Raw genomic sequence first — 832 nt, 5'->3', positions numbered from 1 at the left:
CAGTAAGACTCTTATTCTACTCGGTTACGCAGCATCTGCCTATACCAAGGCTCAATTGTCTCACGACGTTTACTTTCAAAACGCCAGTTATTGCCATCAAGTAAGATTGTTATTTGGCCATCACTTCCAGTATCCAACCAACTAACACCACTGTCGGTATAGGTCTGAACGACTTCAGGTGCGGGCATTCCCCACTGGTTTAGTTTTGCCGTTGAAGCAACAGCCAAGCTAGGCTCAACAACATTGATAAACTTAGGGTTAGAAGAGGTTTTGCTTCCATGATGCGGCACTAGCATTACATCACTGCGCAGCTTTTCTGGCTCTCGAAGCAGTATCCATTCGCTGATGGCTTCGATATCACCAGTAAACAACATTTTAAAACCTGTACTAGGGTCTTCCAGACTGATGACACAAGAGTGGGGGTTGTATGCACGTACAACAGGTTTAGGAGGCCAAAGTACCTCAATGTTCAACCCTTGCCACTTCCATTTCTCAGCAGCAATACAAGGCTGATAATGTAAAAAGCTCTGGCTGCTTAGTTTGTGTTTAGGTGAAAAGTACTGCTCTATCACTTTTCGGCCGCCAGCATGGTCATTATCGGCATGACTTAAAATCATCGTATCGACACTTGAGTAGCCTCTGCGGTGCAGTACTGGCGTAATCACTTGCTCAGCTATACTGCCGTTGTGCCAAGCCTTGCCCGTATCATAGAGTAAAACTCTCCCCTCTTTTTCGACCAGTACCGCCAACCCATGCCCGACATCAAGCACATCAATACGCCAAGTTTGGTTATCTTGCTTAGGAAACAACCCGGTCATCACAACAATTACAC

At 45.8% G+C, this 832-nt stretch carries 1 protein-coding gene; it reads right to left on the bottom strand.

Going from position 1 to position 832, the window contains the following annotated elements:
- Window positions 1-11: 11 nt before the first annotated feature.
- Window positions 12-832, bottom strand: an 821-nt coding sequence (locus R8O11_RS26450; RefSeq protein ID WP_318194775.1) for a DNA internalization-related competence protein ComEC/Rec2, incomplete at its 5' end; no start/stop codon positions are given.

This window comes from Vibrio sp. 1288 (assembly GCF_033344475.1).
This window is presented reverse-complemented; position numbering and strand designations above follow the sequence as displayed.